At 72.2% G+C, this 25,172-nt stretch carries 27 protein-coding genes, 1 tRNA gene and 2 pseudogenes; 18 read left to right on the forward strand and 12 right to left on the reverse strand.

Annotated elements, in window-relative coordinates:
• Positions 1-44: 44 nt before the first annotated feature.
• Positions 45-629, reverse strand: a complete 585-nt coding sequence (locus tag ABZ267_RS21760; RefSeq protein WP_356747538.1) for a CGNR zinc finger domain-containing protein — start codon at positions 627-629, stop codon at positions 45-47.
• A 161-nt stretch (positions 630-790) separates the two neighbouring features.
• Between ABZ267_RS21760 and ABZ267_RS21765 the strand changes: the two genes are divergently transcribed.
• Both ABZ267_RS21765 and ABZ267_RS21770 read left to right on the forward strand, forming a co-directional pair.
• Entirely contained in the window at positions 791-1,246 is a 456-nt protein-coding gene (locus ABZ267_RS21765) for a VOC family protein (RefSeq protein WP_356747540.1), read from the forward strand.
• A 51-nt stretch (positions 1,247-1,297) separates the two neighbouring features.
• The gene (locus tag ABZ267_RS21770; protein WP_356747542.1) at positions 1,298-2,248 is read left to right on the forward strand and encodes a pyridoxamine 5'-phosphate oxidase family protein; all 951 of its coding nucleotides are present in this window, start codon (positions 1,298-1,300) and stop codon (positions 2,246-2,248) included.
• Positions 2,249-2,263: 15 nt separating this feature from the next.
• Here the strand turns inward: ABZ267_RS21770 and ABZ267_RS21775 are convergent, their stop codons facing one another.
• Positions 2,264-3,121: an enoyl-CoA hydratase-related protein gene (locus ABZ267_RS21775; protein ID WP_356747544.1), complete on the reverse strand. Its 858-nt coding sequence runs from the start codon at positions 3,119-3,121 to the stop codon at positions 2,264-2,266.
• A 77-nt stretch (positions 3,122-3,198) separates the two neighbouring features.
• Positions 3,199-5,428, reverse strand: a pseudogene (locus tag ABZ267_RS21780) (acetate--CoA ligase family protein).
• A 198-nt stretch (positions 5,429-5,626) separates the two neighbouring features.
• Between ABZ267_RS21780 and ABZ267_RS21785 the strand changes: the two are divergent.
• The 3 genes from ABZ267_RS21785 to ABZ267_RS21795 all read left to right on the forward strand — a co-directional run bounded on the left by ABZ267_RS21785 (position 5,627) and on the right by ABZ267_RS21795 (position 7,251).
• Positions 5,627-5,700, forward strand: a tRNA-Met gene (locus ABZ267_RS21785).
• Between the two features lie 217 nt (positions 5,701-5,917).
• Complete coding sequence (locus ABZ267_RS21790; RefSeq protein ID WP_356899721.1) at positions 5,918-6,745, forward strand: NAD(P)H-binding protein; 828 nt, start codon at positions 5,918-5,920, stop codon at positions 6,743-6,745.
• Between the two features lie 122 nt (positions 6,746-6,867).
• On the forward strand, positions 6,868-7,251 hold the full coding sequence (locus ABZ267_RS21795; RefSeq protein ID WP_356747548.1) for a hypothetical protein: 384 nt from the start codon (positions 6,868-6,870) through the stop codon (positions 7,249-7,251).
• A gap of 17 nt (positions 7,252-7,268) precedes the next feature.
• On the opposite strand, the gene ABZ267_RS21800 is transcribed toward ABZ267_RS21795, so the two are convergent.
• Positions 7,269-8,195 (reverse strand): AraC family transcriptional regulator, encoded by a 927-nt coding sequence (locus ABZ267_RS21800; protein ID WP_356747550.1) that lies wholly within the window; start codon positions 8,193-8,195, stop codon positions 7,269-7,271.
• Positions 8,196-8,318: 123 nt separating this feature from the next.
• Between ABZ267_RS21800 and ABZ267_RS21805 the strand changes: the two genes are divergently transcribed.
• On the forward strand, positions 8,319-9,176 hold the full coding sequence (locus ABZ267_RS21805; RefSeq protein ID WP_356747552.1) for an NAD(P)H-binding protein: 858 nt from the start codon (positions 8,319-8,321) through the stop codon (positions 9,174-9,176).
• Between the two features lie 15 nt (positions 9,177-9,191).
• Here the strand turns inward: ABZ267_RS21805 and ABZ267_RS21810 are convergent.
• Together ABZ267_RS21810 and ABZ267_RS21815 are read right to left on the reverse strand one after the other, a co-directional pair.
• A pseudogene (locus ABZ267_RS21810) lies at positions 9,192-9,954 on the reverse strand (NAD(P)-dependent oxidoreductase); the annotation flags it as partial.
• 2 nt (positions 9,955-9,956) lie between these two features.
• Entirely contained in the window at positions 9,957-11,150 is a 1,194-nt protein-coding gene (locus tag ABZ267_RS21815; RefSeq protein WP_356747553.1) for an NAD(P)/FAD-dependent oxidoreductase, read from the reverse strand.
• 225 nt (positions 11,151-11,375) lie between these two features.
• On the opposite strand from ABZ267_RS21815, the gene fepB reads away from it, so the two are divergent.
• The 5 genes from fepB (at position 11,376) to ABZ267_RS21840 (ending at position 15,430) form a co-directional block, all read left to right on the forward strand.
• Complete coding sequence (fepB, locus tag ABZ267_RS21820) at positions 11,376-12,374, forward strand: Fe2+-enterobactin ABC transporter substrate-binding protein (protein ID WP_356747555.1); 999 nt, start codon at positions 11,376-11,378, stop codon at positions 12,372-12,374.
• Positions 12,375-12,407: 33 nt separating this feature from the next.
• Positions 12,408-13,436 carry an iron ABC transporter permease gene (locus tag ABZ267_RS21825; protein WP_356747557.1) on the forward strand — a complete coding sequence of 343 codons (1,029 nt, stop codon included), beginning with the start codon at positions 12,408-12,410 and terminating at the stop codon, positions 13,434-13,436.
• Positions 13,433-14,488: an iron chelate uptake ABC transporter family permease subunit gene (locus tag ABZ267_RS21830; protein WP_356747559.1), complete on the forward strand. Its 1,056-nt coding sequence runs from the start codon at positions 13,433-13,435 to the stop codon at positions 14,486-14,488. Before ABZ267_RS21825 ends, ABZ267_RS21830 begins: the two co-directional genes overlap by 4 nt.
• A 79-nt stretch (positions 14,489-14,567) precedes the next feature.
• On the forward strand, positions 14,568-15,020 hold the full coding sequence (locus ABZ267_RS21835) for a DoxX family protein (protein WP_356747561.1): 453 nt from the start codon (positions 14,568-14,570) through the stop codon (positions 15,018-15,020).
• Positions 15,017-15,430: a Zn-ribbon domain-containing OB-fold protein gene (locus tag ABZ267_RS21840; protein ID WP_356747563.1), complete on the forward strand. Its 414-nt coding sequence runs from the start codon at positions 15,017-15,019 to the stop codon at positions 15,428-15,430. The genes ABZ267_RS21835 and ABZ267_RS21840 overlap by 4 nt, the downstream gene beginning before the upstream one ends.
• Positions 15,431-15,436: 6 nt before the next feature.
• Here ABZ267_RS21840 and ABZ267_RS21845 read toward each other — a convergent pair whose 3' ends face one another.
• Positions 15,437-15,850, reverse strand: a complete 414-nt coding sequence (locus ABZ267_RS21845) for a hypothetical protein (RefSeq protein WP_356364106.1) — start codon at positions 15,848-15,850, stop codon at positions 15,437-15,439.
• Between the two features lie 77 nt (positions 15,851-15,927).
• Between ABZ267_RS21845 and ABZ267_RS21850 the strand changes: the two genes are divergently transcribed.
• Positions 15,928-16,749, forward strand: coding sequence for a helix-turn-helix transcriptional regulator (locus ABZ267_RS21850; RefSeq protein WP_356747565.1), 822 nt, complete (start codon positions 15,928-15,930; stop codon positions 16,747-16,749).
• Positions 16,746-17,003, forward strand: a complete 258-nt coding sequence (locus tag ABZ267_RS21855) for a DUF397 domain-containing protein (protein WP_356747567.1) — start codon at positions 16,746-16,748, stop codon at positions 17,001-17,003. Before ABZ267_RS21850 ends, ABZ267_RS21855 begins: the two co-directional genes overlap by 4 nt.
• Here the strand turns inward: ABZ267_RS21855 and ABZ267_RS21860 are convergent, their stop codons facing one another.
• From ABZ267_RS21860 to ABZ267_RS21870, 3 genes are all read right to left on the reverse strand, one after another.
• Positions 17,004-17,588, reverse strand: a complete 585-nt coding sequence (locus ABZ267_RS21860) for a hypothetical protein (protein WP_356747569.1) — start codon at positions 17,586-17,588, stop codon at positions 17,004-17,006.
• Positions 17,589-17,599: 11 nt separating this feature from the next.
• Positions 17,600-18,508 (reverse strand): zinc metalloprotease HtpX, encoded by a 909-nt coding sequence (htpX, locus tag ABZ267_RS21865; protein WP_356747571.1) that lies wholly within the window; start codon positions 18,506-18,508, stop codon positions 17,600-17,602.
• 91 nt (positions 18,509-18,599) lie between these two features.
• Positions 18,600-19,283: a pyridoxal 5'-phosphate synthase gene (locus tag ABZ267_RS21870; RefSeq protein WP_356747573.1), complete on the reverse strand. Its 684-nt coding sequence runs from the start codon at positions 19,281-19,283 to the stop codon at positions 18,600-18,602.
• Positions 19,284-19,356: 73 nt separating this feature from the next.
• Here ABZ267_RS21870 and ABZ267_RS21875 point away from each other — a divergent pair, with 73 nt between their 5' ends.
• On the forward strand, positions 19,357-19,635 hold the full coding sequence (locus ABZ267_RS21875) for a type II toxin-antitoxin system Phd/YefM family antitoxin (protein WP_018510729.1): 279 nt from the start codon (positions 19,357-19,359) through the stop codon (positions 19,633-19,635).
• Positions 19,628-20,032 carry a type II toxin-antitoxin system VapC family toxin gene (locus ABZ267_RS21880; protein ID WP_356747575.1) on the forward strand — a complete coding sequence of 135 codons (405 nt, stop codon included), beginning with the start codon at positions 19,628-19,630 and terminating at the stop codon, positions 20,030-20,032. Before ABZ267_RS21875 ends, ABZ267_RS21880 begins: the two co-directional genes overlap by 8 nt.
• Positions 20,033-20,054: 22 nt before the next feature.
• Here the strand turns inward: ABZ267_RS21880 and ABZ267_RS21885 are convergent, their stop codons facing one another.
• Positions 20,055-21,236 (reverse strand): acetyl-CoA acetyltransferase, encoded by a 1,182-nt coding sequence (locus ABZ267_RS21885; protein WP_356747576.1) that lies wholly within the window; start codon positions 21,234-21,236, stop codon positions 20,055-20,057.
• Between the two features lie 164 nt (positions 21,237-21,400).
• On the opposite strand from ABZ267_RS21885, the gene ABZ267_RS21890 reads away from it, so the two are divergent.
• Both ABZ267_RS21890 and ABZ267_RS21895 read left to right on the forward strand, forming a co-directional pair.
• Positions 21,401-22,606, forward strand: coding sequence for an acyl-CoA dehydrogenase family protein (locus ABZ267_RS21890; protein ID WP_356747578.1), 1,206 nt, complete (start codon positions 21,401-21,403; stop codon positions 22,604-22,606).
• Positions 22,606-23,097 (forward strand): nitroreductase family deazaflavin-dependent oxidoreductase, encoded by a 492-nt coding sequence (locus ABZ267_RS21895; RefSeq protein WP_356747580.1) that lies wholly within the window; start codon positions 22,606-22,608, stop codon positions 23,095-23,097. The genes ABZ267_RS21890 and ABZ267_RS21895 overlap by 1 nt, the downstream gene beginning before the upstream one ends.
• Positions 23,098-23,202: 105 nt before the next feature.
• Here the strand turns inward: ABZ267_RS21895 and ABZ267_RS21900 are convergent, their stop codons facing one another.
• On the reverse strand, positions 23,203-23,850 hold the full coding sequence (locus ABZ267_RS21900; RefSeq protein ID WP_356747582.1) for a TetR family transcriptional regulator: 648 nt from the start codon (positions 23,848-23,850) through the stop codon (positions 23,203-23,205).
• A 364-nt stretch (positions 23,851-24,214) separates the two neighbouring features.
• Between ABZ267_RS21900 and ABZ267_RS21905 the strand changes: the two genes are divergently transcribed.
• Positions 24,215-25,024, forward strand: coding sequence for a VOC family protein (locus ABZ267_RS21905; RefSeq protein WP_356747584.1), 810 nt, complete (start codon positions 24,215-24,217; stop codon positions 25,022-25,024).
• Positions 25,025-25,172: the final 148 nt, after the last annotated feature.

Here is a 25,172-nt window from a genome sequence, read left to right on the forward strand (position 1 = left end):
GGAACGTCAGATGTGAACCCACATGTGCCACGCGCTCGTTCGCCTCACGCGCCCGTGCGGCGCGCGTAATGGCGTTGCGCCTTCGCGCGGTTGCCGCAGCCCGCCATCGAGCACCAGCGGCGGGTGCCGTTCTTGGAGATGTCGTAGAAGTGCAGGACGCAGGCGTCGTTGGCGCACGGGCGGATGCGGTCGGGCCGGTCGGCCACCAGGTGGAGCCAGTTGTCGGCCGCGTACCAGGCCGGCCCCCAGGACGCGTCGTCCACCTCCACCGCCGACTCCGGCAGCCCGTCGGGCCCGAGCGTGCGGCGGATGCGGCCGTGCGACAGCACCTCGTTGAGTGCCGCCGCGGTGGCGGGCGTGGCCGGTTCCTGTCGGGCGGCGGACGCGGCGAGCGCCTCCAGTGCCGTACGGGTCTCCAGCAGCCGGTCCAAGGTGGCGCGGCCGGCGGGTGCGGCGAGCGGGCCCGTGTGGGCGCGGACCGGATCGCTGTTCAGCCAGATCGCCAGGCCGTTCTCGGATTCCAGCAGGTCGCGCGGGCCCTCCGTGTCGATCCAGCGGGTGTTGAGCAGATCCAGCGCGAGCGGTTCGCCGGTCAGCGGCCGGGGGTCGGGCCCGGTGGAGTGCGGCACGGCTGTGGGTCCTTCCGTCGCGAGGTGTTCTCCTTCGATTCTAACCGGTCAAGAAATTTTCACCGGTTGACGGCCTCCGTTCTAACCTTTAAATTCTCTTTTACTGGTTGCGGGAGTACTCGCGACGCCGACCGGACGACCGAAAGCGTGAGGATCCGACCATGAGCAAGGCGAAGAACCTGCAGACCGGCCACATCGGCCTCAACGTCACCGACCTGGACCGCTCGGCCGCCTTCTACCGCGAGGTCTTCGACTTCGACGTGCTGGCCGAAGGCGAGGACGCCGACCGCCGCTGGGCCTTCCTCGGGCGCGACACCCGGCTCGTGGTGACCCTGTGGCAGCAGAGCGCAGGCGCGTTCGATCCGGCGCTGCCCGGTCTCCACCACCTCTCCTTCCAGGTGGACACCGTCGAGGAGGTCCGGGCCACCGAGGAGGTGCTGCGCTCGCTCGGCGCCGCGTTCGCCTACGACGGCGTCGTACCGCACGGCGAGACCGGCACCTCGGGCGGCATCTTCTTCACCGATCCCGACGGCATCCGCCTGGAGGTCTACGCGCCGACCGGCGCCGACCCGGCGGACGCACCGAGCGCCGGTGCTCCCACCTGCGGTTTCTTCTAGGCCGGACACGTCCCAGGCATGGCCGGAGCGGAAAGGGCAAGGTGCGGAACCATGAGCGGATACCACCGAGGTGAGCTCGCCGTGCAGGAGCGGGCCGGTCTCGACCGGCGGGCGGCCGGTGCGCAGCGGGCCATCCGCCCGGACATCCCCGAGGTGGCGGCGGACTTCCTCGCCCGGCAGCCCTTCCTGGTGGTGGGCGGCGCGGACGAGCGAGGCCGGATCTGGGCGACGCAGCTCACCGGCGAACCGGGATTCCTCCGCGTCCCCGCGCCGGACACCTTGGTCATCGACGCCCTGCCGCTGCCCGGCGACCCACTGGCCGGCCTGCTGACCAGCGCCGGCCCGGACGGCGCCGGCAAGCGTGAGGTGGCCCCGGCCCGGATCGGCATGATCGGCATCGAACCGGCCACCCGTCGGCGGATGCGCATGAACGGCCGGGCGGTCCGCGACGGGAACGGCCTCCGCGTCACCCTCGACCAGGCCGTCGCCAACTGCCCCAAGTACATCCAGGAGCGCCACCACCACCGGATCGCACCGGGCGAGGAGAGCGGTCAGCGCCACACGGTCGCGGACGGCGACGCCCTGAGCCCCGCGCAGCAGGAGGCGCTGCGGACCGCCGACACCTTCTTCGTCGCCACCGCCTCCGACCGAGGCGACGCCGACGCCTCGCACCGGGGCGGCAACCCGGGCTTCGTCCAGGTGCTCACACCCCGGCTGCTGCGCTGGCCCGACTACGCGGGCAACGGCATGTTCCTGACCCTCGGCAACCTCGAACTCAACCCGGCCGCCGGGCTGTTGGTCCCCGGCTGGGCCACCGGCACCTCCCTGCACGTGACCGGCTCGGCCCGCACCGTCTGGGACGCGGAGGCGGTGGCGCGGGTCCCGGGAGCGGAGCGCCTCGTGGAGTTCGAGATCGCCGCCGTACGGGAGGTCGCCGCCGCCTCTCCGCTGCGCTGGTCGGAGCCGGTCCCGCACCGCTTCAACCCGCCGGTGGCAGGCTGAGGTCGGGTGCTCCGGTCAGTGGCCCCGGTACTCCGGAGTACGGCGCTCGATGAACGACGCCACACCCTCACCGGCGTCCCGCGTGGTCATGTTGATCTCCTGAGCCGCCGCCTCGGCCGCGAACGCCGTGGCCCGGTCGCTGTCCAGAGACGCGTTCACCAACTGCTTGGCCAGGGCCAGGGACCGCGTGGGCCCGGAGGCGAGCCGTCCGGCCCACGCGGTGGCGAGACCGGCCAACTCGCCTTCCGTAACAACCCGGTTGACGATCCCCATCCGCTCCGCGTCCGCCGCCGACAGCGCGTCACCGAAGAACATCAGCTCCTTCGCCCGCTGCGGCCCCACCAGCCGGGGCAGCAGATACGCGCCGCCGCCGTCCGGGACGAGTCCTCGGCGTACGAAGACCTCGATGAACTTCGCGGTGTCGGCCGCCAGGACCAGATCGCAGGCGAACGCCAGATGCGCGCCGATCCCGGCGGCGGTCCCGTTGACGGCGGCGATCACCGGCTTCTCGCAGTCCAGCACGGCGGCGATGAGCCGTTGCGCGCCGAGCCGGATGGTCCGGGCGACATCGCCGGCGACCCGTTCGCGGGCCCGCGTGGGCGCGCCGCGCAGATCGGCGCCCGCGCAGAAGCCGCGCCCGGTCGCGGTGAGCACGACGGCTCGTACGGCCGGGTCGGCGGAGGCGTCGGCCAGCAGGTCGATGACCCGCTCCCGCTGCTCCCAGGTGACGGCGTTCATGGCCTCGGGCCGGTTGAGCGTGATCCAGGAGACGCCGTCGGCGGTGGTGGAGTGGAGGACGGTGGACTCGACGGGCGCGGAGGCCGACGGCGTACGGTCGACGGATGCCGGGCCCGCGACCGGAACACGGCTCACGGGTTCCGGGCCGGCCACCGGCGTACGTTCCACGGGTTCCGGGCCGGCGACCGGCGTACGGTCCCCAGGCTCCGCGCTCACCGGCACACCGCCAACGCGTCCAGAGCCACCGCGCCCTGCCCGCGACCCAGCACCACCAGCGGGTTGATGTCCAGCTCCGTCAGGTCGTCGCCGAGCTCCAGCGCCATCCGCTGCACCCGCAGCACCACCTCCACCAGCGCGTCCACATCCACCGGCGCTCCGCCGCGTACGCCCGCCAGCAGCGCCCGGCCGCGCAGCTCGCCGAGCATGTCCCGGGCCTCCTTCTCGCCGAACGGAGGCACCCGTACCGCCGTGTCGTGCAGCACCTCCACCAGTACACCGCCGAGTCCGACCGTGACCGTCGGGCCGAAGAGCGGGTCGTGCGTGACGCCGACCATCATCTCGACGCCCCGGTCGATCATCTGGCAGACCAGGATGCCGTCCAGGTCCACCGACTCGAAGCGGGCGATGTCGGTCAACTCGCGGTAGGCGTCCCGTACTTGGCTGGCGGACGTCAGCCCCGCCTTCACCAGGCCCAACTCCGTCTTGTGGGCCAGGTGCGGCCCGGAGGCCTTCATCACGACCGGGTAGCCGACCGGACCGGCCGCCCGGACCGCACCCGCCGCGCTGGTCACGAGCTGCTCGCGCGGCACGCGGATCCCGTACGCGCGCAGGAGCTGCTTCGCCGCGTGCTCGCTGAGCTGTTGGCCCGGCCGCATCAGGCCGCGCGCCTTGCGGAAGGACGGAGAAGGGGTGCGCGGCGCCTCGTCGAAGGGGGAGCGGTAGGCGGTGGCGAAGCGGTGGTGGTCCAGGTAGGCCTTCACGGCGGTGACGCAGTTGGAGAACGTGCGGAAGGTGGCGACGCGGGAGGAGCCGAGGAGCGTGGTGCGGTAGGCGTCCTCGGTGCCGACGGGAGAGCCCCAGATCACGCAGACCAGCTTGTCCGTGGCCTCGGCGGCGTCCACCAGGTCCTGTGCGAGGCGGTCGCTCATGGGCGGGAACGGGCCGGTGATCGGACAGATCAGGACCCCTACGGACGGGTCGGCGAGGATCGCGTCGATGATCTTCCGGCCGCGGTGGTCGCCGACCGGGTGGCCGCCGTTGTCGATCGGGTTGGCGACGTTGAGGTAGCCGGGTATCCAGGTGTGCAGCTCGTCCTGCTTGGCGGCGGAGAGCGTGGGCAGCGGCAGACCGGCCGCGGTCGCCAGGTCGGCGAAGTGGGCGCCGGTGCCGCCGGAGATGGAGTACACGGCGACGCCCTCGGCCTGCGGCGGCCGGGCGCGGGCCAACAGGGCCGCGGTGTCCTGGAGTTCGTCGAGACCGTCCACGCGGACCACACCGAACTGCCGCATCGCCGCGTCCACCACCTGGTTCGCTCCGGTGAGCTTGCCGGTGTGCGAGGCGGCGGCCTCGGCCCCGGCCTCCGTACGTCCCACCTTCACCGCCACGACCGGCACACCCGCGCGCGCGGCCCGGTCGGCGGCGAGCAGAAAGGCGCGGCCGTCCTTGAACCCCTCCATGTAACAGGCGATGGCCCCGACCTCCGGCCGCTGCGCGAAGTACGCCAGGAAGTCGGCGGTCTCCAGATCGGCCTCGTTGCCCGTCGGCGCCCAGTGCGAGAGCCGGATGCCGAGTTCCTGGAGCGTGTAGAGCGGCCGGCCCTGGTGGCCGGACTGGGTGATGAGAGCGATGGCCGGGCCCTCCAGGTCGTCCCGGAACTCCTCGAAGGCGTTCAGGTTGGTGTTCGGCCCGAGCAGCCGTACGCCGGACCGCTCCACGGCCGCCGCCAGCCGCGCCTGTGCCACCGCGCCCGCCTCACCGGTCTCGGCGAACCCGGAGGCGAAGGCCACGGCGAACGGGATCTTGGCCTCGCCGAGCTCCTCGACCACCGGGAGCGGGTCGGCGACCAGCAGGACCCGCGAGGTCGACGGGCTCCGGCAGCGCGGCGACCGACGGGACGCAGGTCAGGCCGAACACGGCGTCCCGGGCCGGATGCACCGGATACAGCCGCGCTCCGACGCGCTCGGCCCAGGCGATGAGCTGCCGGGTGATGCCGGTGTTCGGGCGCCCTTCGGTGTCGGAAGCGCCGACGACGGCCACCGAGCGCGGCCGGAAGAAGCGGTCCAGGTCGGGCACGGCCAGGTGCAGTGGCCGCCCGCTGACATCGAGCCCGCCCTGCCGGGTGGCGGTGGGCAGACTGACGACGGAGGCGTGCGGCTCCTCGCCGCAGGCCACCACCCGGGCGCGGAAGTCGGTGGTGAGGGTGCCGTGAGTCGATCCAAGCATCGTTCCGCCACTCCTGCTCAATGGTCCGCCGGCCCGGTGTCCTCGTGGGGGCAGGCGCGATTGGCTGACGCTCTGTCAGGTTACTGAACTGACGGCTCGTCAGGAATGGTCGTGCAGGCAAAGGCTTTCGGCGGTACGGGACGGCGGTCGCCGCTGGTCACGGCGGGGCGGGAAGTGGCGTAGGGTGGGGTTCACCGACGCGGGGTGGAGCAGCTCGGTAGCTCGCTGGGCTCATAACCCAGAGGTCGCAGGTTCAAATCCTGTCCCCGCTACTGATGGAAAACGTGAGGCCCGGATCTCTTGGATCCGGGCCTCACGCGTTCTCCGCCTCCAGGGCCCGGACGGTCGGACATCCCTCCCGGACGCTGAGCCATGGCGGGGCGGCGGAGCCCGGGCCAGGCTCGAGCCATGACACACACGCCAGACGCAACACCCGCACAGACCCCGTCCCCGTCTCCGTCTCCGTCCTCGTCTCCGTCTCCGGTTCTGGTGATCGGCGGCACCGGCAAGACCGGCCGCCGTGTGGTGGCCCGCCTCCGTGAGATGGGAGTGGAGACCCGGGCGGCCTCCCGGTCCGGCGAGACCCGGTTCGACTGGGAGGACCCGACGACCTGGGCGCCGGCCCTGGAAGGGGCCGAGGCCGTCTACATCGTCCCGCTGGACACCGAGCCGTCCCCGACGCCCGCCTTCGTCGAGCAGGCCGTGGCTGCCGGAGTGCGACGGCTGGTGCTGCTCTCGGCCCGAGGTGTCGACGTACCGGGCTACTTCGGCTCTCCGCTCCTCGACGGAGGCCCGCACCTGAAGGGCGAGGAGGCGGTACGTTCCTCCGGGCTGGCCTGGACGATTCTGCGGCCCGGCTGGTTCATCCAGAACTTCACCGAGGGCGTCTTCCTCGACGCCGTACGCGACGGCGAGCTTGCTCTTCCGGTCGGCGACGGCCAGGCCGCGTACATCGACACGGACGACATCGCGGCCGTTGCTGTGGCGGCCCTCACCGAGGACGGCCACGACGGCGAGGTGTACGAGCTGTCGGGCCCGCGCGCGCTGGGCATCGCCGACGTCCTGGACGAGATCGCGAAGGCGCGGGGCGGTGCGCCTGCCGTCTACGTCGCGGCCGAGGAGACGGCGTTCCGGGACGAGCTGATCGCGCAGGGCATGGCGGAGGTGGAGGCCAAGCTCTGGACGGCCGCCCTGGACCCGATCCGCACGAGCCGCGAGGCCCCGCTGAAGGACGGCGTACGCCGAGCCCTGGGCCGCCCGCCGCGCGATGTTGCCGACGTCTTCCGGGACGCGGCGGCGGAGGGGGCCTGGGGGTGAGGTGCGGAGAACCACACGTTGAGCTGACGTCAAGGAGGTGGTGGCGTAGGGCCGCGCGGTAGGGTGCGCAGGCGGCTTTCAGGGCTTACGAGGGTCGGGCCTGCCCACCGGACGGAGCGGTGATGGAACGGTTCCGTGTGCTGCTGGTGGACGCGGCTCCCGGTGCGTTGCTCGGCCGGGAGCTGGAGCGGCTGCTCGGCCATGGGCTGGCCGTCACGCTGAACCTGCGGCGGGTGGCCGATCGCGCCGGAGCGCGGGCCGACTGGGGCGGCCGGGTGGAGTTCGCCGACTTCGACCCCTTCGAGGAGGCCGCGCTGCTCGCCGAGGCGGTACGGGACGGGCTCGGCCACCACGCGGTCAAGTCCCGGGCCGGAGTGCCGCCGCGGGCGGCGTTCCTCGCCGGAATGACCAGGACCGCCATGGCCACCGCCGCCCTACGCTGCGCGGACCACATCGCGGCCCTGCTCGCCGGGCGGCCGGACGGCGTTCCGGTGGTCACGGCCTGACGGCCGGCGCCCCGCTCTCACCCCGCCGGAGCGGACCGCACCGGTCCCGCCGCCGTCGCCTCCTGGCGGTACGTGCTCGGGCTCTCGCCGCGCAGTCGCTTGAACGCCGCGCTGAAGCCGAACGCGTCCGCGTAGCCGACCCGTCGGGCCACCGCCGCCACCGTCAGCTCCGGGCGGGTCAGCAGGTCGGCGGCGAGGGTCATGCGCCACTCGGTCAGGTACGCCACCGGGCCGTCGCCGACCAGCTCCGTGAACCGTTTCGCCAGTGTCGTCCGCGAGACTCCGGCCCGGGCCGCCAGCTCCGCCGTGGTCCAGGGATGGGCCGGGTCCTCGTGCATCGCGCGGAGCGCGGGGCCCGCGACCTCGTCGCCGAGGGCTCCGTACCAGCCCGGCGGCTCGGCCTCCGGGCGGTCGAACCAGTCCCGCAGCGTGCACACCAGCATCCAGTCCAGCAGCCGGTCCAGCACGATCTGGTGGCCGGGCCGCGCGCCGCCGATCTGCGCGACCAGGTAGTCGCGCAGCGGCCCGCAGTCGTCCTCGTCGGGCACGACGAGCGCCGGCGGGAGCGCCCGGAGCAGCCGCTGAGGAACCTGCGCCTGTACGTCGTAGGTGGCGGCCAACAGCACGGTGGGACCGTCGAGTTCGGGCGCGGCGGACATGTCGGCGCTCCAGTGCACCTCCCGTACGCCCGGCTTCGCCGCGTTCTCCGGGTCGTCGGTGAAGGTGAACGGCGCCGGCCCCCGTACGATCGCGGCCTCGCCGACCGCCAGCCGCAGCGGCTCCCCGCCCTCCGGCACGATCCAGCCGGACCCGCGCATCGGCAGGCACAGCGTCAGGTAGGCCCCGTCCGTGAAGCGCAGGGACCACGGCGGCCAGAGCACCGACCGCCCGAACACCGCACCCTTGCCCCGCACGCCCCGCAACAGCTCGTCGAACACGTCCATGGCGCCACGATAGGCAGAAACATCGCGTGCCCGGACCGGTGGTACCCCTGGGCCGGACGCTCACCTATGCACGACGGACGGGCGCCCATGGCCCGGATGGCCGCCGCGCGATGGACTTGCCCCATGACAGCGAAGACCGGCACGCACCGCACCACCCCGTCCACCGTCCTCGTCCTCGGCGCCACCGGCAAGACCGGCCGCCGGGTCGTGGCCCGTCTGCGCGACTCGGCTGCGGTCACGGTCCGGCCGGCCTCCCGCTCCGGTGAGGTCCGCTTCGACTGGACGCTGCCCGAGACCTGGGAGCCGGCACTCGCCGGAGCCGACGCGCTCTACCTCGTGGCGCCCGACGACCCTTCTCCGGTACGGGAGTTCGTGCGGCAGGCCGAAGCCTCCGGCGTACGCCGCTTCGTCGTGCTCTCCGGCCACGGCATCGAGAAGGCGGGCGCGGAGTTCGGCCAGGGCATGGCGGCCGCCGAGGCGGCGGTCCAGGAGACCGGAGCCGCGTGGACGCTCCTGCGGCCCAACAACTTCTTCCAGAACTTCGACGAGGACCTGTGGCTGGCCCCGCTCCGGGCCGGCCGGCTGGGCCTGCCGATCGGCGACATGCCGGAGCCGTTCATCGACGCCGACGACGTGGCGGCGGTCGCGGCGGCGGTCCTCACCGAGGACGGCCACGACGGCAAGACGTACGACCTGTCGGGCCCGCGCGCGCTCACCTTCGCCGAGGCCACCCGCACGATCGCCGAGGCGGCGGGCCGCCCGATCCGCTACGAGGAGCTGACCGCGGCCGCGTACCGCGCCGAACTCCTCGCCGAGGGCTGGCCGGAGGCGGCGGCCGACGCGCTGAACGCCATGTTCGCCCTGCACCGCGCGGGCCACACGGCCGAGGTCACCGACGGCGTCCAGCAGGTCCTGGGCCGCGCTCCGGCCGGCCTGGAGCCGTGGGCGCGGAGCGTCGCGGCGCGCGGAGTGTGGGCGTAGGGCCTTCCGTTCGGATCATGCCGGGCTCCTGAGCACCTCGGTCAGGGCCGAGATGCTGTGGCCGCCATGACCGGCGTCGACGGCGCGCCGCAGCAGGTCGTGGAAGGGCAGGTGCCACGCCACGTCCAGCCCGGCCTCCTCGGCGAACGCCTCGTCGTGGGCCGCTCCGGCCAGGAACAGGTCCACCGAGGACGCGGGATCGCCGTAGTCGCGCCGGTCGATCTCCTCGGCGAAGACCGGCAGGAGCGCGCCGATCATGTCGAACCACTTGACCCCGAACCGCACCATGGAGGCGGCGTCGAGACCGCGCGCCCGGAGCGCCGCCGCACCCTGGAAGAAGCCGACGAGCGCGGGGAGCAGGGTGCCGCCGACCGCCATCTCGTACAGCGCCGCGAGGTCGGGGTCGTCGCCGAGGTGGACGGTGTCGCCGCCCAGCACCCGCAGGGTCGCCGCGTGCTCGTCGAAGACGCGCCGGTCGCCGCCGTAGTACAGCAGGGTGTCCTCGGCGCCGACGGCGGACGGCACGTTCTTGACCGCTCCGCCGAGATAGCGCGCGCCGTGCCTGGACGCCCAGTCGGCCATCGCCCGGGCCTCGGCCGGTGACCCGCTGTTCAGGGTCACCAAGGTGGCCTCCGATCGTCGCTGCGGCCGGCCCGAGCGCCTCGACGGTGGACGCGAACGTGGTCAGGCAGGCGATGACCAGGCCACTCGCCGCGACGGCCTCGCCGGCCGTCCGCGCCTGCCGGGCCCCGAGCGCCACCAGCGGCGCGACGCGGGACCTCAGTGCGCCCGCGCGACCCTCTTCGCGATCTTCCGCGCGTCCAGGGCCATTTCGCGGAGCATCCCGCTGATCGGGTTGGTGAAGCCGGTGAAGTAGAGGCCCGGCGCCTGCTTCGGCGTGCGGGCGCCGTGGACGACCGGGCGGCCGCGCGCGTCCAGCACGTCCAGGTGGCCGAGCAGCGGCTCCAGGGCACGGGTGTAGCCGGTCGCCGCGATGACCGTGTCCGGGGTGAGGCGGGTGCCGTCGGCCAGGAGCACCGCGTCCTTCTCGAAGGAGGCGACGGTCGCCACCGGAACCACCGTGCCGGTCTTCACCGCGGCGATCAGGCCGACGTCCTGCACCGGAATCGCACCCTCCCGCACCCGCGAGTACAGGCCCGACTCCGGCCGCGGCAGCCCCTTCGCCGACAGATCCGGTACGGCGATCCGCGCCATCACGGACCCCGCCCGGTCCACCAGCCACACCGGCAGCCGGCGGACCAGGATGCCGGTCGCCTGCGCGGGCCAGCCGGCCGTGGAGCGCCGCACGATGTGCGGAGCCGTACGCACCGCGATCCGCACGCGCGAGGCGCCGCCTTCCGCCAGGTCCGCCGCGATCTCGGCCCCGGTGTTGCCGATGCCGACCACCAGGACGTCCTTGTCGGCGTACGGGGCCGGGTTCCGGTACTCCGCCGCGTGCAGCAGCTCGCCGGTGAACGTGTCGCGGCCCGGCCACTCCGGAACGCGCGGCGTGTGGTTGAAGCCGGTCGCGACGACGACCGCGCGGGCCCGCAGGACGCGGCCGCCGGTGGCGGTCAGCTGCCAGTCGCCGGAGCCGTCGGGAGCCGGGTCGATCCGGGTCACCTCGACGCCCGTCACCACCTCCAGCTCATGGTGCTCGGTGTACTTCTCCAGGTACCGCACCACATCGTCCCGGCCGACCCACCGGCCGAACCTGCGCGGCATCTTCAGCCCCGGCAGCGCCGACCACCGCCGCGTGGTGTGCAGGTGCAGCCGGTCGTAGTGGCCGCGCCAGGAGGCGCCGACCCGGTCCGCCTTCTCCAGGACCACCACCCGTACGCCACGGTCGCGGAGCGCGGCGGCGGTGGCGAGGCCGCCGGGGCCGCCGCCGATGACGTAGACGGGGCGGTCGTCCGTACGGTCGGTGAGCGCGACGGCGTCGGTACTGCCGGTGGGGGACGGGCTGTTGGGCATGGTTCGGAGCGTAATCGCCCGCTCTGTTGATGGGTCTCGGTCAAGGTGGGAATCGATTGCGAATTGATCACGAGAGGCAGGATGTGGCGGTTGCGCACCCTTCGCTCCGCTCACCCCGTCTAAGGTAAGGCTAACCTTGCTTCGGTTGATGTGAGGTGACCATCGGGGGCCCTCGCGCGGTGCGGTGCCGCGCGCCCACCAGGCGGTCGAAGGGGTGGGACGTACATGAACGGCAGACAGCTTCGGACCCGGTTCCAGGGAGTGGCGGTCCTCGCGGCCGGGCTCCTCGCGCTCACCGCCTGCGGTGACACGGCCGACAAGAGCGCCGGGACCGGCACGAGCGACAAGGCTGCCGCCGCCACCCACTCCGTCAAGCACGACGCCGGTACGGCCGAGAAGGTCCCGGCACAGCCGAAGCGCATCGTCTCGGTCAGCGTCACCATGACCGGCCACCTGCTCGCGCTCGACGCCCCGGTCATCGCCTCGCAGGCCACTCCGCCCTCGGTCATCACCGACAAGCAGGGCTTCTTCACGCAGTGGTCCGACGCGGCCGCCAAGAACAGCGTCAAGGTCGCCTACCAGGGCTTCGAGCCCGACGTGGAGAAAGTACTGGCCCTGAAGCCGGACCTCATCGTCGGCGCCTCCTCCGGCGCGGAGAACGCCGAGAAGTTCTACGACAAGCTCTCCGCCGTCGCGCCGACCCTCCTCTACCGCCACGACGACGTCTCCTGGCAGGACCTCACCGCCCGCCTCGGCAAGGACCTCGGCCTGGAGAAGCGCGCGAGCGAGGTCGTCGCCGCCCACGACGAGCGGGTCGGTGAGGTCAAGGCCGCCATCACCGTGCCGAAGCAGTCCGCCGCGCTCGTCCGCGACAACCAGTCCGCGATGACCGTCTTCACTCCCGAGTCCGCCCAGGGCCGGCTGCTCACCTCGCTCGGCTTCACCGTTCTGGAACCGCCGGCCGGCAAGGGCCAGACGCAGGGCGGCCGTTCGGACTTCGCCGAGTTCAGCCAGGAGAAGGTGGCCGACACCGCGAAGGACAGCTCGCTCCTCTTCGTCAGCCACACGCCCGAGGAGATCACCGCCGCCACCGCGCGCCCGGTCTGGAAGGACCTGGCCGCCGTCAAGGACAAGCGCGTGCACGACCTCGGTCTCGACACCTTCCGGCTGGACTACTACAGCGCGGGCAACCTGATCGACAAGATCGAGACGGCCTTCGGCTGACGGTGGCCGGGAACGACGTGAACCTCAAGCGCCGTGATCCGTAAGAGACCCGCCGTACGCGTACGGTACGCCGCCGGGCTCACGGCGGGCCTGCTCCTCCTGGCCCTCGCCGTGGCCGGCGGCCTCGCCGTGGGCGCGCAGCCCGTACCGCCGGCCGAGGTGCTGGCCGCGCTGTCCGACCCGGACGCTCCGCACGCCTCGCTCGTCCGCGAGGTCCGGGTGCCGCGCACGCTCCTCGCCGTCACGGCCGGAGCGGCGCTCGGCCTGGCCGGTGCGGTGATGCAGGGCATGACCCGTAACCCGCTGGCCGATCCCGGCATCCTCGGCGTCAACACCGGCGCCGCCTGCGCGGTCGTCGCCGCGACCGTCCTGCTCGGTACGCGCTCGCTCCAGGCCGTCGTCTGGTGGGCGCTGCTCGGAGCGGCGGTCGCGGTGGTGGTCGTGTACCTGCTCGGCGGCCGGGGCGCGGGTCGCGGGACTCCGGAAGGGCTCGTGCTGGCGGGAGTCGCCGTCACCGCGGTGCTGGGCGCCGTGGTCAGCGGGCTCGGCGTGCTGGACGCGGACGCGTACGGGACGCTGCGGATGTGGTCCGTCGGTACGCTGGCGGGCCGCGAACTCCCGGTGCTCTGGGAGGTGTTGCCGTTCCTGCTGGTCGGTGCGGTGCTGGCGCTCACCGTCGCGCCGGCCCTGAACGCGTTCGCGCTCGGCGACGAGGCCGGCCGCGCGCTGGGCGTCGCGCCGGGACGCGTACGGCTGCTCGGCACGCTCGCCACGGTGCTCCTCAGCGGAGCCGCGACGGCCGCGATCGGCCCGGTCGGCTTCATCGGCCTGGTCGCACCGCACGTGGCCCGCCTGCTCACCGGCCCGGACCACCGCCGCCTGATGCCGTACGCGGTCCTCATCGGCGCGGGCCTGCTGCTCGTCGCGGACATCGTGGGCCGGGTCATCGCGCGGCCGGCCGAGATCCAGGTGGGCATCGTGACGGCGTTCGTGGGAGCGCCGGTGCTGATCTGGCTGATCGGCCGCACCCGGTCCGCCTCGCGGAAGGCGGCGACGGCATGAGCGTTCTGACCCGAACGGCGGCGGTACGAGGAGCTCTGACGCGAACCACGGTGGTACGGACCCGATCCCTCTCCCTCCGCGTACGCTTCCGGCCTCTCGCCGTCACCCTCCTCCTGGCCCTCCTCGCGGCAGCCAGCGGCGCGCTCGCGCTCACCCGGGACGGTCTCGTACCGCCCGCAGAGGTGCTCGGCGCACTGTTCGGCGCGGGCTCGGAGCAGGTCGCGTTCGTGGTCCTGGAGCTGCGGCTGCCGCGCGTGGCGCTCGGGCTCGTCGTCGGTGCGGCACTGGGCGCGGCCGGTGCGCTGTTCCAGCAGCTCTCCCGTAACCCGCTCGGCAGCCCGGACATCGTGGGCTTCAACTCCGGTGCGGCGACCGGTGCGTTGCTGGTCCTGCTGCACGGAAACCCGGCGTACGTGGCGGTGGGAGCAGCAGGCGGCGGACTGGCCACGGCGGTGACCGTCCAACTCCTGGCCCGACGCGGCTCGTTCCGGGGCAACCGGCTCATCCTCGCCGGAATCGCGGTCGGTTCTCTGCTGACCTCGGTCAACGCGTACCTGCTTACGCGAGCCGCCCTCGACCACGCCCAGTCGGCCCAGCTCTGGCTGATCGGCAGCCTCGGCTCCACCGAACGCCACCAGATCCTCCCGGCTCTCATCGCGCTGGCGGCCCTGCTCCTGCTCGCTCTTCCTCTGGTCCGTCGGCTGGACCTGCTGGAGATGGGCGACGAGGCGGCGGGCGGCCTGGGCATCGAGGCGGGCCGGACGCGCGTGCTCGTCCTCCTGGTCGCGGTGGGACTCAGCGCGGTGGCGGTCTCGGTGGCCGGGCCGATCGTGTTCGTGGCGCTCTGCGCACCGCAGCTGGCCCGCCGCCTGAGCCGCGGTACGGGAACGGGTCTGCTGCCCGCCGCCGCGATGGGCGCACTGCTGCTCTCCGCCTCCGACCTGGTGGCGATCACGCTGCCGACGGCGGGCCCGCTGCCGGTGGGCGTGGTGACGGGTGCGCTGGGCGGCGTCTACCTGGCGTGGCTGCGGGGCCGCAGGCGGCGGCGCTGAGGGCCGTGCAGACCTCTTGCGCGGGCGGCCCGCATCCGCTGAACTGACGTACCGTCAGAAGGCGACAACTGGAGGGCCGATGCAGACGATCTGGCTCGGCGGTGCGGAGTGGCTCGCCGTCCTGCGCATAGGCCTCGGCCTGTGGTGGCTGGAAAGCTGGCGGCACAAGGACAGGAAGGGCTGGTTCGAGCGCGGTACGGGGATCGCCTGGGCGGCGGACGTGGCGGACAAGCACCGGTGGGGCGTGGTGCGTACCGGCTTCCGGCGGGTCGTGGAACCGCGCCCGAAGGTGATCGCGTACGTCGTCGTCCACGCCGAACTCGCCCTCGGACTGGGCCTGGTGACGGGCTTCCTCACCCCCATCGCCCTGATCGCCGGCCTCCTCCTCAACCTCCTGTACCTGGTCCTGATGATCCACGACTGGGCCGAGCAGGGGCAGAACGCGATGATGGCCCTGATCTCGCTGGTGGCCCTGTTCGCGATGGCCTGGCAGACGTGGTCACTGGACGCGGCGTTCGGGCTCTTCCTGTGAGCGCGGACCGGACAGCGGCGGGCCCGCGCTTCGACCTTCCCGAGCCGGACGCCTTCACGCGGCCGTACTGGGACGCGGCGGCGGAGGGGCGGCTGCTGATCCGGCGGTGCGGCGGCTGCGGCCGGGCGCACCACTACCCGCGCGAGTTCTGCCCGTACTGCTGGAGCGAGGACGTGGAGTGGGAGCGCGCGAGTGGTGACGCGACCCTGTACACGTGGTCGGTCGTCCACCGCAACGACCTGCCGCCCTTCGGGGACCGCGTCCCGTACGTGGCCGCTGTCGTCGACCTCGCCGAGGGGCCGCGGATGATGACGGAGGTCGTGGAGTGCGCGCACGGCGACCTCCGCATCGGTATGGGGCTGACGGTCACGTTCCGGGAGGCGGTACCGGTCTTCCGGCCCGGCCGCTGAACCCGCTCACTCCTCGTGGGCCGCCGGAGCCAGCTGGGCCATCACCAGCCCGTGCAGCAGCTCCGGATCCACGAACTCGTCCTCCTCCGGCGCACCGCACCGCCAGCTCAGCGGATACGTGTTGCCGTCCGGCGCCGGGATGCCCACCCACTCGTCCCGCGCCGCCGGCCCGAAGCACTTCGCACCCGGCGGCCAGTCGTACCCGTCGCTCGTCCCCGGCGGAATCAGGAAGTACGTCCACCGCGCCCCGGCCATCTCCCGCACCACCGGCCCCGGCTCGCCCTCGGTCAGCGTCGCCAGATGCTGGAGCACGGCCTCGCCTCGGACGCCCCGGAGCCGGATGGCGTCGAAGTAGATGCCGGTGAGGTGGAGTTGGTGTCCGGCGGCCGGTACCCATTCAGGGTGTTTCTTGCTCGTCATGGCTACGAGCATTCCCTCGGCTGCGTAGCGTGACCAGCGGAACACGGCGTACATCAAGGCGATGTGAGGAGGGCGGGATGGCTGTGGGGACGAGTGGTGCACCGACGCACGGACTGCGGCTCGTGGGAGACCTGATCCGTATCCACCGGGCGCGGGCCGGACACACGCAGAAGACGGCGGCCGACGTGCTGCTGATCTCGGAATCCCTGATGGGAGCGTTCGAGCGAGCGGAACGCATTCCTTCGCGGGAGGTGCTGGCGGACGCCGAGCGCGCGTTCGGAGCGGATGGGGCGCTGGAGGCATGCTGCGATCTGGTGGACGAGGAGAAGTACCCGCCGAAGTTCCTGGACTGGGCGCGGCTGGAACGGCTTGCGCGCATCATCAGCGCGTACGAGACGATGCTGATGCCTGGCCTGCTCCAGACGGAGGCGTATGCGACGGCGCTGTACCACTCGCGCGTACCGGCGTACTCGGAGGCGGAGATCATCCGGCACGTCGAAGCGCGACTGGAACGGCAGACGGTACTGACGCGCAAGTCGCCGCCGCGTATCGGGTACGTCATCGAGGAGTCGGTCCTGGACCGGACGCTGGGCGGACCGGAGGTGCTGAAGGAGCAGTTGCTGCACGTGCTGGACTGCATCGAGCGGTTCAACCACCTGACGGTGCAGGTGATGCCGTCGGACCAGCACACGCATGCGGGGCTGATGGGGCCCATGCAGTTGATGTCCACAGCGGAAGGTCGCAATCTGCTGTATGTCGAGGCTCAGGGCGGCGGTAGGTTGATCTCGAAGCCGGAGCAAGTGAGCGACCATTTGGACCTCTTCGGCATTCTGCGGGCTCAGGCGCACAACCCCTGGAAGTCGGCGGAGATCATCGAGACGAAGGTGAGGCAACTGTGAGCCACGGACCCGGATTGACCTGGTTCAAGTCGAGCTACAGCGGCAACGAAGGCGAAGCTTGCATCGAAGTCGCCTACGACTGGCGTAAGTCGGGCTACAGCGGCAACGAAGGCGCCGCCTGCGTAGAGGTCGCCACCTGCCTCCACACCGTCCACGTCCGCGACTCCAAGGTCACCGACGGCCCCACCTTCGCCGTCGCCCCGGCCGCCTGGACCACGTTCCTGGACCACGCGACCGCGACCGTCAGCGCCTGATCACAACCCCGGCGCGCCCCACACCGGAAACCACCGCGACAGGTCCTTCTCGACCCGCAGGTCGTCGCCGAGAGCGCCGCGCACCTGGAGCTCCAACTGGTTGTCCCGCTTCTCGGCGCCGCCGGGGAGCGGGGCGAACGGATAGAACGTGCCGCGCTTGTAGAGGTAGACGAGCGCCAGCGCACGCCCCTCCGCGTCCCGGAAGCCGATCAGCGAGCAGAGCAGGTGCGGGCCGAAGCCGCCGTCCTGGAGCAGGGTGTTCACCGCGTGCAGGTCGTTGACGAGGCCCGCCGTGTCGTCGGCCGGGTGGGTGGCGAGGAGCCAGGTGTAGCCGTACGTGTCGCGGCTGAACTCCACCGGGATGCCGCCGCGCTCGGTGTCCGCGTCGAGCAGCTCCCGTACGTCCTCCTGGAGGCGAGCGAAACCGCCGCCTTCCACGCCCGCGAAGCAGACCGAGCCCAGGCCGGTCGGCGTGAGGCCGGTGGCGGCCTGGAGGGTGAGGGCGGCGGAGGGGACGGCGAAGAGCTGGTCGAGGTCGGGGCGGACGGGTTTGCTGCGGCCGAGGATGGCGTCGAGCAGGCCCACGGAACGGCTCCTTATCGGGACAGGTCGGTGGAGATGCGGGACAGCTGGTCCAGGCGCTGTTCCAGCGTCGGGTGCGAGGAGAACAGCCGGCCCAGGGACTCCTTCGCGGAGAACGCGGGCATGAAGTAGAACGCGTTGTACGGCTCCGCTTTCCGCAGGTCCTCGGTCGGGATGCGGGCCATCTGGCCGCTGACCTTCGTCAGCGCCGAGGCGAGGGCGGAGGGCCGGCCGGTGAGGAGGGCGGCGGCGCGGTCGGCGGAGAGCTCACGGTAGCGGGAGAGCAGCCGGGTGAGCAGGAAGCTGATCGCGTACACGACGGCGCTGATCAGCGGGATGAGCAGGAGCAGGACGCCGGCCGGGTCGTTGCCGGGACGGCTGCGCGCGAAGCCGCCCCAGAGAGCGATCCGCGTGATGATGCCGGCCAGGACGCCGAGGAACGAGGCGATCGTCATGACGGCGACGTCCCGGTGCGCGACGTGGGACATCTCGTGCGCGAGGACGCCTTCCAGTTCCTCCGGCTCCAGCCGGCGCAGCAGGCCCGTCGTCGCGCAGACGAGAGCGGTCTTCTCGCTGCGGCCGGTGGCGAACGCGTTCGGTACGTCACTCTCGGCGATGGCCACCTTGGGTTTCGGCATGTCCGCCAGCGCGCAGATGCGGTCGATGGTGCCGTGCAGCTCGGGGGCCTGTTCGGGCGTGACCTCGCGGGCGCCCATGCCGTACGCCGCGATGCGGTCGCTGAACCAGAACTGGGCGATGAACAGGCCGCCGGTGATGATCAGGATGATCGGCCAGGAACCGCGCAGGGCCGCGAGGAGCACGCCCACGAAGACGACGTACAGCAGACCGATCAGGAACATGGTGGTGACCATGCGACCGGTCAGGCCCCGGTCCGGGGCGTAGCGGGAACGGGCTCGTGGCATCGGTACCTCCAGCGACTCGCCTTCCTCCCATAGTGCCCTCTTCCTGTTGAAACCGGGTTAAGGGGGGCGGTGGGGTGCTGGTGGGGCCGCTTCAGGGCCAGAGCAGCTCGCGCGTCCATGCGCCGCCTTCCGTGCCGCTCCCCGTACGGCGGTAGCGGAGCCGGATGTGGCGCCGCCGGGCGTCGCCCTGGAAGAACTCGGCCTCGGCCGGCTCGACCACGTACCGGGTCCAGGTCGGAGCCTCGGCGTCCGGCTCCGCCTGGGCCCGCTCCCAGGCCGCGTCGGCCGTCCGGTGGAGGGTGTCCACGGACTCCACGACCTCGCTCTGTGAGCCGGTCAGCGCGGCGGCGAGGGCTCCGGTGGACCGGGCATGCAGGTCGGCGTGGCTTTCGGCCGGTGTGCAGCGGAGAACGGGGCCCCGGACCCGTACCTGGCGGCCCAGAGCCGGCCAGTAGAAGCCGAGCGCGGCGTACGGGCGGGCGGCGAGCTGGTGGCCCTTGGCGCTGGTGGTGTGCGAGGCGAAGTGGAAGCCGCGCTCGTCGGCACCGTGGAGGAGCAGGGTGCGTACGTCGGGGAGGCCGTCGGCGTCCGCCGTGGCGAGGGTCATCGCGTGCGGCTCGGGCTGCCCGGCCGCCACGGCGTCGGCGAACCACGCATGGAAGAGGGGGAGGGGCGAGGGCGGGGCGGTGGCCGGGTCGAAGTGCGGCAGTTCGGTGTCCCAGACGCGTTGGGCGTGCAGGAGGGAGGAGAAGAGGCGCGGGGCGGGTGCGTTCATGGTGGCTATTTGACCGCATGGCTTGCCTCTGATCGCTGTAGCACGATGAGACACAGAGCGCTACGGTGGCTTTATGAAGACCATCACGCAGCGGGAGTTCCGCAACAAGTCCGCAGAGGTCATGGACGCGGTGGAGGGCGGTGAGACCTTCCACATCACCCGGAATGGCATAGAGGTCGCCGAACTGCGCCCCCTCAGTCGCAAGAGGCAGCTCAGCGCAGAGGAGCTCGTGGCCCGGCATCGGCGGCTGCCCCGAGTGGACGGTGCGCTGCTGCGCCGCGAGGCGGATGAGTTCTTCGGCGGGGACGACCGGGTGGGCGACGACGACGTGTGGGAGCGCAACGGTGGCTGAGCGACACCGCGCGGGTGTGCTCGATACCTGCGCGTACATCGATCTCGATGTGCTGGAGCCGGAGCGGCTGCCCGCGCTGCCCCTCCTTACGGCCGTTTCGCTGGCCGAACTCCAGCAGGGGGTGGCCATGGCGAAGGACCCGCTGGTGCGGGCCGCGCGGATGGAGAAGCTGGGGGCGGCGGTGGCAGACTTCGAACCGCTCCCCTTCGACGCGGCCGCCGCCGCACGCTACGGGACCCTCGTCACGCTCGTCCTCGCGGCTGGGCGCGACCCTCGGCCGCGACGCCTGGACCTGATGATCGCGTCCATCGCGTCGGTCCGGGATCTGCCGCTCTGCACGCGGAACGCTGACGACTTCAAGGGGCTGGAGAGCGCGGTCACGGTCGTCGGGCTGTGAGACAGGCGGAGCGGTGGCCCCCTCACCCCCGCCCCAGCACCACCGTCCCCGACGAGCAGAACCAGCCGCCCGTCCCCGATGCCACCGCCAGCTCCGGCAGGCGGCCTCCGGACCGGTGGACCTGGCGGTCGCCGGCCTCGCCGCGTAGCTGGCGTACCGCCTCCACCAGCAGGAACAGGCCGCGCATCCCGGGATGGCAGGCGGAGAGGCCGCCGCCGTCCGTGTTCACCGGCAGCTCGCCGCGCAGGCCCGTGCGGCCCTTTTCCACGAACGCGCCGCCCTCGCCCTTCGCGCAGAAGCCCAGGTCCTCCAGCGTCACCAGCGTCATGTACGTGAACGCGTCGTAGATCTCCGCCAGGTCGATGTCGGCCGGCCGCACTCCGGCCCGCTCGAAGGCCAGGCGGCCCGAGACGGCGGCCGGCGAGACCGTGAAGTCCTCCCACTCCGACATGGTCACGTGCGAGACGTGCTCGCCGGTGCCGAGGATCCACACCGGCGCCTTTGCCGTGTCCGGTACGTACTCCTCCGCCGCCAGCAGCACCGCGCAGCCTCCGTCGCTGCGGATACAGCAGTGCAGCTTGGTGAACGGGTCCGCGATCATGGGCCCGGACAGCACGTCGTCCACCGTGATCGGGTCCCGGAACATCGCCTCCGGGTTCGCCGCCGCGTTCGCGCGGGCCGTCACGGCCACCTCGGCGAGCTGCTCCAAGGTCGTGCCGTACGCGTGCATGTGGCGGCGGGCGGCCATCGCGTACTTGGCGATCAGGCTGTGTCCGTACGGCACCTCGAACTGGAGCGGCCCTCGTGCTCCGAACGACAGGTTCGACGTGCGGCGGCCCGCCTTGATGTCGGCCCGGGCCGTGGATCCGTAGACGAGGAGTACGGCCTTCGCCCGGCCCGCCGCGATCGCGTCCGCCGCGTGGGCCGCCATCACCTCCCAGGTCGCGCCGCCCACCGCCGTGGAGTCGACCCAGGTCGGCCGCAGCCCCAGATACTCCGCGACCTCCACCGGCGCCAGCGTTCCGAGTCCGGCTGAGGCGAAGCCGTCCACCACCGAGCGGTCCAGGCCGGAATCGGCCAGCGCGCGGCGGGCCGCCTGGGCGTGGAGGGCGTACGGCGTGGCGTCGTCGACGCGTCCGCACTCCGCGAGCGCGATGCCGACGACAGCGACCTTGCGAGGGAGGCGGGACGAGGAAGCGGGCATGAATCTGACGGTACATCAGGTGACGGTGCCCGCAACCGGGTCGTACGCGTGGCTTCCGTACGCCCTTGTGCTTGCGGGACTCTGGGAATCGGCTTGCTCTGCACCTAACATGACGGGCCGTCAGGTCAGGAACCGCTCCGGTTCCTGAAGGGAGGAGCCCGACGATGGACGCCGCCTTCACCGCGGAACAGGACGAGATCCGCCGCATCCTGCGCGACCTGCTCGTCCGCCACAGCGGCCCCGGCGAGGTCCGCGCCGCCGTGTGCACCGCCGAGGGCCACGACCGGGCCCTGTGGCGCCGCCTCGCGCAGGAGCTCGGGCTGCCGGGGCTCGCGCTGCCGGAGGAGTACGGCGGTACCGGCTGCACCGCCACCGAGCTGGCCCTCGCCTGCGAGGAGACCGGCCGTGCCCTGCTGCCCTCGCCGCTCCTCGCCACCGCCGTACTCGCCGCGCCGCTGATCACCGCGCTCGGTACTCCGGCACAGCGCGCCGACCTGCTGCCCCGGATCGCCGCCGGCACCCTCACCGCCGCACTCGCCGCACCCGGCGGGTCCATGGCCACCGCTCTCGGCCTCACCGCCGACAACCGCACCGGCCACTGGGCGGGCGGAGGACGGGCCGGTGGCGTCCAGGCCCGCCGGGACCTCGAAGACGGCGGCTGGCGGCTCTACGGCGAGGCCGAACGGGTCCTCGACGGACACAGCGCCGGACTCCTCCTCGTCGCGGCCCACACCGGCGGCTATCCGCGCAGCCGGACGCTCCTCCTCCTCGTGTCCGCCGAGGCCGAAGGGCTGGCACGTACCCGGCTGACCGCGATGGACGAGACCCGGCCCCTCGCCCGTGTCGAGCTGCGCGACACTCCGGCCGAGCTCCTTGGTGGGGACGCGGGGACGGACTGTTGCGACGCGCTCGCCGCCACCGGGCGGACCGCCGCCGCCGTTCTCGCCGCCGAGGCGGTCGGCGCGGCGGCCGGTGCGCTGGAGCGGACCGTGGCGTACGTGAAGGAGCGCGAGCAGTTCGGCCGGGCGATCGGGTCGTTCCAGGCGGTCAAACACCGCCTCGCCGACCTGTACGTACGGGTGGAGGCGGCCCGCTCCGCCGCGTACCACGCCGCCCGGGACCCGGCGGCGGGCCCGCTCGCGCTGGCCCAGGCGCTGGAGGCGGCCCGGATCGTGGCCGGTGAGGCCGTACAGCTGCACGGCGGTATCGGCTTCACCTGGGAGCACGAGGCGCACCTGTACGTGAAGCGGGCGGCGGGCGACGAGCTGCTCTTCGGGCCCGTACACCGGCTGCGTGACCATGCGGCCGGGCGGGCCGGGCTGTTCGGGGACGTGGCGCCGCAGGGTCTTGCGCACGGGGTGGCCGTCTGATGGCGGGCGCCGGTGGCCGGGCCGTCCGGCTGGTCCGGAAGGTCTCCTCGACCCGCGCCTTCGCGAAGGTCGCTCCGCACGTCGTGCCCGTCCTGGACCGCACCGTGCACCGGCTCACCCGCGGCAAGGTGCTGCCGAGCGCGCGGATGCTGCCGGGGCTCGTCCTGACGGTGCCGGGCGCGCGGAGCGGGCGGCTCCGGGTGACTCCGCTGGCCTGTATGCCGGAGGGGGAGTCCGAGAGCACGTGGATCCTGGTCGGCAGCAATTTCGGCCGTACGGGTCATCCGGCCTGGACCGCGAATCTGCTGGCCCGCCCGGAGGAGGCCGTCATCAGCTGGCGCGGCCGGTCCATTCCGGTGCGGGCGCGGCTGCTGGAAGGAGCGGAGCGGGAGGAGGTGTGGCGGGTGGCGCTGAGGTTCTGGCCGCCGTACGCGGCGTACCAGGCGCGGGTGGAGCGGGAGATCCGGCTCTTCCGGCTGGAGCGGCGGTAGTTGAGGCCCGTCCTGCCGTGGGTGTCCGGGAACACCGACGGCGGACCACCGGCAGAGTGCGTGGTGGTCCGCCGTCGGTGAGACAGGACGTGCGTGCCGGTGGGACTACTTGGTGGGCTTCTTGCCGGTGATGCCCAGGTGCACCAACAGCGCCAGGTTCGGGCGCAGTTCGGCCTGCTTCACGCCCCAGGTGGTGAACCCCTTCTGGTGCGAGGCGACCGCGGCCAGCATCGCGACCAGCGAGCCCGCCATCGCCGCGGCGCTGACGTCCTTGTCGACCTTGCCCTTGGTCTGGAGCTCCTTCACCGAATCGGTGAGGGAGTTGGTGACCGAGTTCAGGATCTTCATGCGGATCTTGTAGAACCGCTTGTCCCCTTCGGCCGCGCCGAGGTCGATCACGCGGAGGATCGCGTCGTTGCGGCGCCAGAAGTCGAGGAATCCTTCGACGAGTTCCTCGGCCGTCTGCCAGCCGGCCTTGCCGACCCACGGGCGTCCGGCGACCAGTTCGGTCAGTCCGGCACCCTCCTTGGCGACCTCCTCGGCGATTTCGAGGACGGCGCCCTCCACATCGGGGAAGTACTGGTAGAAAGTCGCGGGTGAAGTCCCGGCCTTCCGGGCGACGTCGATGACTTTGACGTCCCGGTACGGCGAGGAGCTGAGCATCTCGCTGAGGCAGTCGAGCAGCTTCTGCCGCGTCGCCTGACCGCGTCGACCGGCCACGCGGCCGTCGACGGTACGTACTTGTCCTGTCATGCCGTCAGCTTACCGAGGGGTGATGGGAGCGCTATTCGGCCGACTGCAAATGGGGAACGCCGCAGGAACGCCGGGGTGCGAAGGGTGCGGAGCGGGTGCGGCGCATGTTTTCGGCCGCTGCGCCGGAGGCCCTGGGGCGCGCCGTCACCGCAGGACGATGGTGTTATCAACAGCCTGTGGACAACTTCGGTGGACAACCTGCGTCCACCTGGTGACCGCACCTTCATTATCCGATCAAATGTTCCCTATGGGTCGCTTCGGCCGTCGCTCGGGGCGCGCCGGGCCGGTCGCGCCGTTACGTTGACTGTGACGGGCGTCACTGCGATGGCACCGCAAGGGAACTGCGACGGAAGGACCGGGCCCCATGGCCGCATTCGCGCACTCGGCGCCGTGCTGGGTGGACGTGCAGCTCTCCGACCTCGAAGCGGGCAAGCGCTTCTACGGCGGCCTCTTCGGCTGGACCTTCCGCGCGGCCGACGGCATGCCCTTCGCGGACGCGCTGAGCGGCGGCAGGCTCGTCGCCGCGCTCGCCGCCAAGAAGGACGGGCGGATGCCGACGGCCTGGGGCGTCTACTTCGCCACCGACGACATCCGGGCCACCGTCGCCGCCATCCGCGAACACGGCGGCCAGATCATCACCGACCCGGTACGGGCGGGCCTCGCCGGGATCGTGGCGCAGGCGGCCGACCCCGGAGGCGCGGTCTTCGGCCTCTGGCAGCCCGAGGAGCGCGAAGGGTTCGAGAAGCGGAACGAGCCCGGCTCCTTCTGCTGGACCGAGGTCCACACCCGGCAGCCGGAGAAGGTGGACGCCTTCTACGAGCAGGTCTTCGGCTTCCGCGGCACCGACCTGGACGAGGCGGGCAACGACGTCTCCGGCGACGCCGAAGCGCTGGTCGACTTCCGGATGTGGTCGCCCGAAGGCAGCGAACCCGGTCCGGAGACCGCCGTCGGCGGCCGCAGCGTCATCACGGACGCGTTCCCGGCCGAGCTGCCGAGCTACTTCCTCAACTACTTCACCGTCGCCGACTGCGACGCGGCGGCCGAACTCGCCGTACAGCTCGGCGGCCGCGTCTCCGCGCCGCCCTTCGACATCCCGTACGGGCGGATGGCGGTCCTCCACGACGACCAGGGAGCGCTCTTCGCGGTGCTCCAGCCGAGCGAACTGCTTCCCTGACCCCGTCACGTACCCCTTGTGGGCGAGAATCGGCCGAAGTGACATGAGACACCCACATCCGCCCCCGGGTTCGCAACCGGCGCCCGAGCCAGGAAGAATCAGGGTGCGCACCGCCAGGTGGTGCCCAGCGGTGAGACGCTGCGCAGGC

The sequence above is a fragment of the Streptomyces sp. NPDC006174 genome (assembly GCF_040614075.1).
In the GTDB taxonomy this organism is placed as follows: Bacteria; Actinomycetota; Actinomycetes; order Streptomycetales; family Streptomycetaceae; genus Streptomyces.

Bases quoted from the DNA above. Each gene is read 5' to 3' on its own strand.
- ABZ267_RS21795 (WP_356747548.1), top strand. From the start codon at position 6,868: ATGGAACGGTTCCGTGTGCTGCTGGTGGACGCGGCTCCCGGTGCGTTG.
- ABZ267_RS21890 (WP_356747578.1), top strand. From the start codon at position 21,401: ATGGACGCCGCCTTCACCGCGGAACAGGACGAGATCCGCCGCATCCTG.
- ABZ267_RS21835 (WP_356747561.1), top strand. From the start codon at position 14,568: ATGCAGACGATCTGGCTCGGCGGTGCGGAGTGGCTCGCCGTCCTGCGC.
- ABZ267_RS21905 (WP_356747584.1), top strand. From the start codon at position 24,215: ATGGCCGCATTCGCGCACTCGGCGCCGTGCTGGGTGGACGTGCAGCTC.
- ABZ267_RS21875 (WP_018510729.1), top strand. From the start codon at position 19,357: ATGAAGACCATCACGCAGCGGGAGTTCCGCAACAAGTCCGCAGAGGTC.
- ABZ267_RS21800 (WP_356747550.1), bottom strand. From the start codon at position 8,195: ATGGACGTGTTCGACGAGCTGTTGCGGGGCGTGCGGGGCAAGGGTGCG.
- ABZ267_RS21830 (WP_356747559.1), top strand. From the start codon at position 13,433: ATGAGCGTTCTGACCCGAACGGCGGCGGTACGAGGAGCTCTGACGCGA.
- ABZ267_RS21845 (WP_356364106.1), bottom strand. From the start codon at position 15,850: ATGACGAGCAAGAAACACCCTGAATGGGTACCGGCCGCCGGACACCAA.
- ABZ267_RS21870 (WP_356747573.1), bottom strand. From the start codon at position 19,283: ATGAACGCACCCGCCCCGCGCCTCTTCTCCTCCCTCCTGCACGCCCAA.
- ABZ267_RS21850 (WP_356747565.1), top strand. From the start codon at position 15,928: ATGGCTGTGGGGACGAGTGGTGCACCGACGCACGGACTGCGGCTCGTG.
- ABZ267_RS21900 (WP_356747582.1), bottom strand. From the start codon at position 23,850: ATGACAGGACAAGTACGTACCGTCGACGGCCGCGTGGCCGGTCGACGC.
- fepB (WP_356747555.1), top strand. From the start codon at position 11,376: ATGAACGGCAGACAGCTTCGGACCCGGTTCCAGGGAGTGGCGGTCCTC.
- ABZ267_RS21805 (WP_356747552.1), top strand. From the start codon at position 8,319: ATGACAGCGAAGACCGGCACGCACCGCACCACCCCGTCCACCGTCCTC.
- ABZ267_RS21765 (WP_356747540.1), top strand. From the start codon at position 791: ATGAGCAAGGCGAAGAACCTGCAGACCGGCCACATCGGCCTCAACGTC.
- ABZ267_RS21895 (WP_356747580.1), top strand. From the start codon at position 22,606: ATGGCGGGCGCCGGTGGCCGGGCCGTCCGGCTGGTCCGGAAGGTCTCC.
- htpX (WP_356747571.1), bottom strand. From the start codon at position 18,508: ATGCCACGAGCCCGTTCCCGCTACGCCCCGGACCGGGGCCTGACCGGT.
- ABZ267_RS21815 (WP_356747553.1), bottom strand. From the start codon at position 11,150: ATGCCCAACAGCCCGTCCCCCACCGGCAGTACCGACGCCGTCGCGCTC.
- ABZ267_RS21770 (WP_356747542.1), top strand. From the start codon at position 1,298: ATGAGCGGATACCACCGAGGTGAGCTCGCCGTGCAGGAGCGGGCCGGT.
- ABZ267_RS21885 (WP_356747576.1), bottom strand. From the start codon at position 21,236: ATGCCCGCTTCCTCGTCCCGCCTCCCTCGCAAGGTCGCTGTCGTCGGC.